This window comes from Paracoccus sp. PAMC 22219, assembly GCF_000787695.1.
Lineage (GTDB): Bacteria > Pseudomonadota > Alphaproteobacteria > Rhodobacterales > Rhodobacteraceae > Paracoccus.
The window spans coordinates 1-8278 of sequence record NZ_BBPH01000034.1 but is presented as its reverse complement, the minus strand read 5'-3'; the positions used below and the strand labels follow the sequence as shown (position 1 = coordinate 8278).

13 protein-coding genes and 1 pseudogene are annotated in these 8278 nt (G+C 57.9%); 5 read left to right on the top strand and 9 right to left on the bottom strand.

Annotated elements, in window-relative coordinates:
- A partial coding sequence (locus tag TY51_RS22495; protein WP_042246972.1) for a hypothetical protein occupies positions 1-450 on the top strand: 450 nt, incomplete at its 5' end.
- 21 nt (positions 451-471) lie between these two features.
- Here the strand turns inward: TY51_RS22495 and TY51_RS05565 are convergent.
- The 3 genes from TY51_RS05565 to TY51_RS05555 all read right to left on the bottom strand — a co-directional run bounded on the left by TY51_RS05565 (position 472) and on the right by TY51_RS05555 (position 2164).
- Positions 472-870, bottom strand: coding sequence for a flagellar biosynthesis repressor FlbT (locus TY51_RS05565; RefSeq protein WP_042246969.1), 399 nt, complete (start codon positions 868-870; stop codon positions 472-474).
- A complete protein-coding gene (gene flaF, locus TY51_RS05560; RefSeq protein WP_042246975.1) occupies positions 867-1220 on the bottom strand; it encodes a flagellar biosynthesis regulator FlaF in 354 nt (117 codons plus the stop codon). The genes TY51_RS05565 and flaF overlap by 4 nt, the downstream gene beginning before the upstream one ends.
- A 98-nt stretch (positions 1221-1318) precedes the next feature.
- Complete coding sequence (locus tag TY51_RS05555) at positions 1319-2164, bottom strand: flagellin (protein ID WP_042246965.1); 846 nt, start codon at positions 2162-2164, stop codon at positions 1319-1321.
- Between the two features lie 653 nt (positions 2165-2817).
- On the opposite strand from TY51_RS05555, the gene TY51_RS05550 reads away from it, so the two are divergent.
- Complete coding sequence (locus tag TY51_RS05550; RefSeq protein ID WP_042246962.1) at positions 2818-3111, top strand: HU family DNA-binding protein; 294 nt, start codon at positions 2818-2820, stop codon at positions 3109-3111.
- Positions 3112-3189: 78 nt separating this feature from the next.
- On the opposite strand, the gene TY51_RS05545 is transcribed toward TY51_RS05550, so the two are convergent.
- Together TY51_RS05545 and TY51_RS05540 are read right to left on the bottom strand one after the other, a co-directional pair.
- Complete coding sequence (locus TY51_RS05545) at positions 3190-3480, bottom strand: type II toxin-antitoxin system RelE/ParE family toxin (RefSeq protein WP_231558923.1); 291 nt, start codon at positions 3478-3480, stop codon at positions 3190-3192.
- Positions 3477-3722, bottom strand: coding sequence for a type II toxin-antitoxin system ParD family antitoxin (locus tag TY51_RS05540; protein ID WP_042246959.1), 246 nt, complete (start codon positions 3720-3722; stop codon positions 3477-3479). The genes TY51_RS05545 and TY51_RS05540 overlap by 4 nt, the downstream gene beginning before the upstream one ends.
- A 223-nt stretch (positions 3723-3945) precedes the next feature.
- Between TY51_RS05540 and TY51_RS24480 the strand changes: the two are divergent.
- Together TY51_RS24480 and TY51_RS05535 are read left to right on the top strand one after the other, a co-directional pair.
- Positions 3946-4128, top strand: a pseudogene (locus TY51_RS24480) (helix-turn-helix domain-containing protein); the annotation flags it as partial.
- A 153-nt stretch (positions 4129-4281) separates the two neighbouring features.
- On the top strand, positions 4282-4530 hold the full coding sequence (locus TY51_RS05535) for a hypothetical protein (RefSeq protein ID WP_042246956.1): 249 nt from the start codon (positions 4282-4284) through the stop codon (positions 4528-4530).
- Positions 4531-4532: 2 nt separating this feature from the next.
- On the opposite strand, the gene TY51_RS05530 is transcribed toward TY51_RS05535, so the two are convergent.
- Positions 4533-5102, bottom strand: a complete 570-nt coding sequence (locus TY51_RS05530) for a hypothetical protein (protein ID WP_231558922.1) — start codon at positions 5100-5102, stop codon at positions 4533-4535.
- 1363 nt (positions 5103-6465) lie between these two features.
- On the opposite strand from TY51_RS05530, the gene TY51_RS21705 reads away from it, so the two are divergent.
- Positions 6466-6699, top strand: a complete 234-nt coding sequence (locus TY51_RS21705; protein WP_156117897.1) for a hypothetical protein — start codon at positions 6466-6468, stop codon at positions 6697-6699.
- A gap of 149 nt (positions 6700-6848) precedes the next feature.
- On the opposite strand, the gene TY51_RS05525 is transcribed toward TY51_RS21705, so the two are convergent.
- The 3 genes from TY51_RS05525 to TY51_RS05515 all read right to left on the bottom strand — a co-directional run bounded on the left by TY51_RS05525 (position 6849) and on the right by TY51_RS05515 (position 8127).
- On the bottom strand, positions 6849-7139 hold the full coding sequence (locus TY51_RS05525) for a BrnA antitoxin family protein (RefSeq protein ID WP_042246949.1): 291 nt from the start codon (positions 7137-7139) through the stop codon (positions 6849-6851).
- Complete coding sequence (locus tag TY51_RS05520; RefSeq protein ID WP_231558921.1) at positions 7136-7378, bottom strand: BrnT family toxin; 243 nt, start codon at positions 7376-7378, stop codon at positions 7136-7138. The genes TY51_RS05525 and TY51_RS05520 overlap by 4 nt, the downstream gene beginning before the upstream one ends.
- Before the next feature lie 188 nt (positions 7379-7566).
- Positions 7567-8127 (bottom strand): hypothetical protein, encoded by a 561-nt coding sequence (locus TY51_RS05515; RefSeq protein ID WP_042246944.1) that lies wholly within the window; start codon positions 8125-8127, stop codon positions 7567-7569.
- Positions 8128-8278: the final 151 nt, after the last annotated feature.

The window sequence follows — 8278 nt, the reverse complement described above, 5'->3', positions numbered from 1 at the left end:
GCCCTGCGCGAGACGGTTCGGGCCGTCTCGCTGGACCGTCAGCCCCTGCCGCAGCTTTCCGCGGGGGCGTGGCAGCTCAAGGAGCGCGGCATTGAGGTGGCGGCTGTCCAGGTCTGGCGGGAGATCAAGGAACAGGCCGTCGAGGTGGCCCGCGTCGCCCAGGAGCTGGCCGAGAAGGGCCGCGCCTGGATGGAGCGCGTCACGGAACGGGCTGTGGAACAGGTGCGTGAGGCGGTGGAACGGGTCACGCCTGCCGATGCCTGGGGAGAGTTCTTCGCCGCCGCAGCCCCCGGTGCGTCAGCCGCCGCAGAGGGGCTGGCACGGGATCTCGAGGTCGAGCGCCGGCAGGAGACACAGCGTGAGACTGCCGAGCGGGAGGCGCGGGAACGAGTGCAGGAGCAGGAGCGTCGTGCTCACGAGCGCGACGATGGCCCCGATCACGGGTGGTAGGCCTTCGTCTGTCTCTGCGATCTAGGAAACAGCGAGCAATCTAGCCTCGCGCGGCAATAGCGCACTCAACCTGCGCATCGCTCCATAGATGTTACCACTATCGGCGTTCGCGCCTGCCTCAGTAAGCAGTCTACGGCTGTCTGGATCGATGAAGACGTGGATCAACTGCTCGATCTCGGTAAGGAGCTGATCCCGTCCTTTTTCTGCGTCAATGTCGCCGGTGATAATCAGCTGCGCCGTGTAGCAGGCACGCGTGACAGGCGTACAGACGCTATCCGGGTGAATTGCGTCGCGCAGGCGAAGAACGTTCGCGTTGGGCGTCTTGATCGCGATCTTGTTGCTGCGGTTGCCGTTCTCGATCACCGCGCCGTTGATCAGCACGCGCTCATTGGGCGCCAGCCTGAGGACAAGGCCGCTCATACCACGCCCTCGCCCCGCAGGCCGCGCATGACGGTCATGTTGATGTCGATCAGCGGATCGGTCTGGGCGCTGCCCGCCATGACGGCCTGACCGTGGCGGATGGTAAAACCTGCCAACGAGATCAGGCCGGCCTTGACCTGGTCGGGCAGCCCGTTGCCCGGCTCGGCAAGGTCGGTCGCCAAGATCGTCCACAATTCGGAATTCTTGTGCACCGCCTGGATGGTTTCGGTGTTGTCGGCCTTGCGCGGGGCCTGCCGCAACATGCGCGTGACGCGCGAGAAGATGTCGTATTCGGCATCGCGCGGAGAGCGGATGGCGGATGTTGCGTAGCCATGTTCGGTCAGTGGCATTGTCGCATTCAAGATCGTGCATCCCATTCTGGAGTGTGATCAGGGGCTGAGGAGTACTCATGGGGAAGCGGGCGCCCTTTGGGCGCCCGCCGGTCTTATCAGCGGAATAGCGACATGACTGCCGACGGACCCTGGTTGGCGATCGACAGCGCCTGGATACCCAGCTGCTGCTGGGTCTGCAGGGCCTGGAGGCGAGCCGAAGACTCCTCCATGTCGGCGTCGACCAGCGAGCCGATGCCGGTCTTCAGCGAGTCCGACAGCTTGCCCACAAAGCTGGACTGGTCGGAAATCCGCTTGCCGGCCGAACCCAGGTCGGCGGCACCCTGTACCGAGATATCGATCAGGGCTTCGATCTCACCGATAGCAGTCAAGGCGGTCGCTTGACTGGAAACAGCGGTGATGACCGCTGCTTCGATATCCGTTTCGAAGTCGACACCGGCCACTGCAATGCTGCTTGCCGTGGTAGCGGCGGCACCGTTGGTACGATCCAGCGAGCTCAGAACGGTGAAAGCCGTTCCGCCAGAGCCGTTGACGTCGGTGGCCAGCAGGTTGATGCCGTTCATCTGCGACGCACCGATGACCGAGGCGATCTGCTCGAACTTGGCCGTCATGTCCGTCTGGATCTTGGCGAAGTCGGCCGAGTCGTTGCTGGCACCGATAGCCAGGTTCTTCATCTCGGTCAGCAGCTTGGTCACCTCTTCGGCACCGCTGCGGGCGGTGCTGACGACGGCATCGGCGACGTTCAGGTTCGACTGGATCGTCTTGAAGCCCGACTGGTCGGTTTCCATGACTTTCGAGATCGCCCAGACCGCGGCGTTGTCCTTGGCGTTCGCCACGGTCTTGCCGGTCGCGATGTCGGACTGGGTTTTACCCAGCTGCGAGTTGATGCTTTTCAGGGTCTGCAGCGCGACCATGGCGCTGTTGTTGGTCAGAATGCTGGACATGTTGTCCTCCGTTCAAGATGCTTTTGCACCGGGTTGTAAACTTGGCCTTCTGACCGTCCGGGCCATCGCCCTACGCCGTTTCCGGCATGTCACCGTTCTAACTGCCGGTGATTTACAACTAGTGAACACCGCACTTTTCCTCAAACAAACTTTTTGGCGCATTTTAACTAAAGAAATACATTAATGAAGCTTATATAAATTTTTTATTTACAATAAAAATATAAAGGCCGAGATTATTTTTTGCGCCCAGGCTGAAATCCATATGGAGAACCTTTAGGGGTGTTTATTTGATTGTAATGTTTTTTAGATTTCATCGGTTCCGCTTCAGACGCTTGATTTCGTCCAGGCTCATCGTGTAAAAATCAAAATCAGACATGGGCATCCTTGCTTTTACAGGTCGTCCGTTCCCTATAATCACGGGGCGTAAAAATAAAGAGAATAGGCAGACAGTAGCGGCCGATATTTTCCTGCCTCTCTTTGCTGCGGGGCATAATGGGCAATTATCATGCCTAAAATACGGCCCTGAGCCGCTAGCAAATAAAAGCTAGGAAAAATACCTGGATCCCACAGAGAGATTGAAAGTTAGAGCTTTGGGCGGGCCAAAACTTGACAATGCCTGTTCATGTCCCCTGTGAGATCAAGGAAGAAGCCAGATGGTCCGTTCAGAACTGCTGGAGAAGCTCCTCCAAGCGTATCCGCATCTGCCCCGGCACGTGATGCAACCGGCTCTCGATACGATCCTGAACGAGATCACCGATCGTCTTGCGCATGGTCACAGGGTTGAGTTGCGGAAGTTCGGAAACTTCACCTGCAAAATCCGAGAGGCCCGCATGGGTCGTAATCCCAAGACCGGGGAGGCTTTACACTTCAAGAGCACGCAGGTCCTGCGGTTCATGGCCGGAGGTCATATTCTGGAACGGCTCAACCGACCCCCAACCCCTGGCTGATCCCCACCCCCTGCCCGGCGCGGCGCATAACACCGCTTCTCAGCTGCAGCGCAGGCTCAGGGTTGAGTAGAGGATTTTTTAGAGGTGCCGGTCCACGTCTTGGCGATTGTGCAGGATGCGGATCACGTCGAGCGTATCCGCGCCTTCCCGGACATACACCATGTGCGAGCCAGCCCGCGCCTTTCGGGTTTCGGGGCGCAGATCGACCGGGCGGCTGGCCATCTCTCCAGTAGCCAGAGCCAGACAGATCCCATGTAGCTCCTCAAGATAGCGATCGGCTTGGTCCATGTCCCAATGCTGGGCGGTGTAGTTCCAGATCCCGGCCAGATCAGCACGGGCGGCCGGGGTGAAGCGGAGGAGCTTGATCACCCCGCGCGTCCGGCGCGTAGTTCAGCCTTGAAGGCGGCTATGTCGAGCGGTTCCGGAGTTCCTGAAGCCTCGCCTTCATCAAGGGCCGCCTGCAGAGTCCGGACGCGGTCCTCATGCTCTTCTAAAAGCCGTAACCCGGCACGGACAACGTCGCTAGCCGAGCTGTAGCGGCCCGTCTCGACTTGAGCACTAATGAAGCCGGTAAAATGCTCGCCGAGGGAGACAGAGGTGTTGCGGGGCATAGGCACTCCTGACTGTGATGGGATGTACCAATATGTAATACATTCGCGCCGAATTGCCAAGATTCACAGCTGATGAACCTTCCCATACTGCCATCAGTCACACGAAGCAGGTTTTTTTGTGTGTCCAATCAGCGTCCTGTAGCCTGTCCTTGATGTGTCCCGTCAAGAAGGAAACTGGTTTTTCTATTGCGTGGTCCCGTCCTGTGGTGGTTCTGTGTAGGACATGCCTCGGACAATATATCCAAGGCGGGACGGACATAGCGGGACAGCCAGTATGACAATGCTTTCACTTCGAGAGGCCGCGCAACTTTGTGGTCGGGGAAAGTCTACAATCCAGACAGCTATCAAGGAAGGAAAGCTTTCCGCTGGTCGGAATGAGAAGGGTGGATATCAGATCGATCCCTCTGAGTTGCACCGTGTTTTCCCCTTCTCTCTGTCCAGCGATGGGACATGGGACAGAGCTGATCGGACAGAAGCGGACATAAATCCAGCTCCTGATTCAAACCGTCCCGTAGTGTCCGGAGCCGTCCGAAATGCAGTGGACGGGACAGGACATGACGTGTCCGAGGCCGAGTTGCGGGTGAAACACCTTGAAGAGCTTTTAGGGGCCGAAAGGGCCGGACGTGAGGATTTGAAACAGGCGCTGCAGGCGCGTGTCGACGACCTCCAGACAACGGTCTTGGATCTCCGAAAGCGCTTGGACCAAGCCGAAGAAGAGAAGATGCGGCTTTTGCCGTCACCTGATGATGGTGAGCGAGAAACAAGGTCGCGCCCACGGGGGCTGTGGGCACGCCTGACAGGTGGTTGATGTCAATCCAGTCGTTTGCCAGTCTGCGGATCATAAGATCTCTGACGGGCTGGAAGATCCGGCTCCATCCCTTCCAAGATGGGTTGTGAGACCGGGGGCAGACCTTCGCCTGATGGCAGCTGCATCTCTCCTGGAAGCAGATCCGGAATGCGTCGCAATGCAGCCTGTTGGCCAAGGCTGTCGCGATCCGGTTGTTCCTCTTCAGAAACGACGACCGCTGCCGAGAACAGGCTATAGCGAATGCCATCACGCTTCCCTGTCCAGGCCACGCGATCATTGACGATGTAAGCGTTCACCGTCGCAGCATTTCCAAGTTGCCGGACCTCAATCCAGTTATCTGCTTTCAAGACTGATAGGGCTGTCCTGACCGCGCGCTCAGAGCGCCCAATTATCTTGGCAAGCGCAACCTGGGAGATCACGACAGCATTGTGGTCCCCAAGCCGAGCTGTCAGCGCATGCATTATCTGAGCGCCGACCGGAGATTTGGCGATGAGGTTCATCCAAGCTTCATGGGCGGACCGTTCGGTCTGAACCCAAGTTCCTTGCAAACGACGTTCGGGAAGCTGTTCCAATTTCAGGCGCTTTCATTCCAAAATCAGGAATCAAGCTGCCGCACTGGTATGCAAATGACAACTTGAAATTTACATCTCATTCCATTTTTTGGAATTGTGGTGCCGGTCCACCGGAACGGTGGTGCCGGTAGAACAAAAGAAGACCGGAACGGTGGTGCCGGTCCACCGGAACGGTGGTGCCGGTCCGAATAAAAAAAATTCATTATAAACAGTGTTTTATTTTTTCCCCTTCTAATGATCTACAGGGAACAACCGGGACGGGCCGCGCCGGGCGAAGCAGCCCACAGGGAGCAAGCGCCGACCGGCGCGGACTGGCCCGGTTTTTACCTGTCAGCGAGCTTTCAACTTTGGCTTACGGTCGTGGGGTGCGGGACGCATCGGCGGGAGCGCGCGGGAATGGGGATGATCAGGCAAGAAGGGGAAAGGGTTATCCCCAGGGAGCAGCATATCCCTGCCTCTGCGGAAGGTCTGAATCTCGACCTCGGCACTGATGGCAACGGAAGGATTTGCTGGTAAGGCTGCGCCTGGCGCGAGCATGCCACTCTAACCCTAGCGACGCTCTGGCGGATAGCTGCAGAACTTCCCGAGAATAAGCAGCAACCCCCGGAATAGGTCACAGAAGCTCGTCTCGACTCAGGCAATTGTCTGCCTCAATACGGAACCTCTCTGCGCTGCCGGGGGTTGGAAGCCCGTTCAAAAGTTTCAGAGTTCCAGAGTGCTGCTTCACGAGTGCTGCGTCACCACTCACGGTGTTCCAGTTTGCCCCGCCTTTTGGCGGGGCTTTTTACTGTCGGCCCGCGCCCCGACCTCCGGATCAAACCCCGAACGTTCCGGCATCATGTACAACCTAAACGTGTGGAACATCGGATATGAGGTGTTATGCGCCGGAAAGCGCAGGGGGGCGGGGATCAGCCGGGGGTTGTGGGGTAGAGGGCAGTCAGGCGTCCGAGCAGGCCACTGTTAGATTTTTGGCAGGCCGGGTGGCCTATCTTGCATCAATGTCGGATTGGCCAAGAAAACCAATATGCTACCGATTTTTGGCACTTATGAGCGCATGGGGCTGGCAGTTCTTTGAAAGGCATGGCACAATCTTTGCGTTAGTGATGGAAAACTTGACAATCTGGGGTTGAAAATGATCCGGACGATTACTGTTGGAAGCTACATTTCCGTTCAGGGAATTTTTGAATGCGATCTGGGCAACGGAAAAATCACTGTACGTGTCGGAGAACGATCCTATATCGGAAAGCCAATCGATAGCTGAGATTTTTAAAAAAAATAAAGCGCTATTTTTTCGTAAGCAAGTAACATGAAGAAGTGCTTCTCTCTATCAGATAACGTCGCCGCGTTCACATGAGGCTTCAAAATGGTTATTGTACTTCTGTGTTCCGGTATCATTGCCGGCACATTTGCGGGAATAGCGTTTTGGATAGCTGGTTATGGAATCGGAATGATTGCCCTGGCCTATTGGGCAACAGGATCAACCGCCGTCATTGTTACAGTCCTGACGCAAGTTTTGTTCAGTCCATTTATTTTCAGGCGTAGCAGATTGCATGCTTCAGAAGGAGATGAGTATGTTTCGAGAAAAGCCGCCTCGTGAACCCGTCCCAGAATATCCGGACTTTCCCCTTTGGAAAATTGACTGAATTTTTGCACCGGGCTTTCACGGTCGCATGAAACAAACCAATGAAGTTGTTTCAGGTTAAGTTTAAGGTCGCAAACCAGCGGGGGTTATGAGCTAGCTGCTGTTTATAGACCTGCAGCCTCTCGCAACGCGCGGTTCATCCGGGTCTGCCAGCCCGGCCCGCTGGCCTTGAACCGGGCCACCACGTCCTGATCGAGGCGCAGCGAGACGGCAACCTTGGGGTTTTCGACCTTGGGCCGTCCGCCCATGTTCCGGCGCATGGCGTCGGACAGGGCCGGGAACGCCTCGGTGAAGGGCCGGGCCTGGGCGAGTTGCGCCGCTGTGGCCTCCGGGGCATCCGGATCGCTGGCGATCATCCGCTGAATCTGGTCTTCGGTCAGATAGTTTTTGTTCATAGCAGACTCCGTTCCCTGGCGCTGGCCGGGCGCATCGAGATTACCGACACCCCTTGGGTGCCAAGGGTCGCGAAGACCACCGCCACGGTGCCATCCGCGAGACGCCCGATCGCCATGTGCCGGCCCGCCTTTGCAGGGACCACGACCGAGGCCAGAAAAAACGCCTCGTCCAGATCGGCAAAATCCAAGCCGTGCTTGGCAAGGTTGGTTTGCCGCTTCGGCGCGTCCCAGGTGATCATCAACATACGTTTATGTATATACGCAAACCTGCTGCGCAATCAAGGTGCAGAGTGGGTCATCCGAACCGTTCGGCAGCTCGAAAACGGTCCTGAAAGGACGTTCCAACACACAGCGCGGATGCCAAAATGCAATTTCGGTTAACATCGGCCATATCCTGCAACTGCAACGACCCTCTCGCGACCTTCGATCAGTTCACCGGGACATAGGGATCGACCCAGAAGGCGCAGAAGCGGCGACCAGTGGTTCCGGTGACCAGCTCGCCCCCTGCCGATGTGCAGAAGACCCCCGGACGCTTTCCAAACTCCCGCGCGTCGCCGCGTCCTTGGATCAAGAGCAGCGCCACGATGCCCAGAACGCCCCCCAGAGCCAGCAAGCCCCCAAAGACGGCCAGACCCCCTCCGAAGTTGTAGAGGGCCTCCTTGCGGCCTCTGGCGCTCTCCAGGCGCATGTGATTGGCCGCAGCCTGGATCTCATGCTCTAGCCCCCTTACGGCCTTTCCTGCGGCTTCCTGAGCGGCTGTGACGCTGTCCCGGTGCATACGACGGGACATCTCGGCCGCCGTGCTGCCGATCTGCCGGTTCTGCTCCAGGGCGTCCGCGGTGATCTTCTGCACCGAGGCCATGAGCTTTGCCGCCTCGGCCTTGGTGGTTGCGGTGGCGGTGAGGTTGCCGACGTCCTGGCGCAGCAGCCGCACCTGGTCAGTCAAATCGGCAATCAGCTCGGCGGGGGATTTGGCGGCGGCGCTCATGCGGTGCCTGCCTTCGCGTCCAGCTCGGCCAGCAGTCCGGCGATCTCTTTCTGATCGACGTCGCGGGTGGCGTTCTTGCGCAGGGTGGCCGCCATCCACTTGGCGATCTTCGGGTCCTTCAAAGCTTCTGTGGTCACGATGGCACCGACGA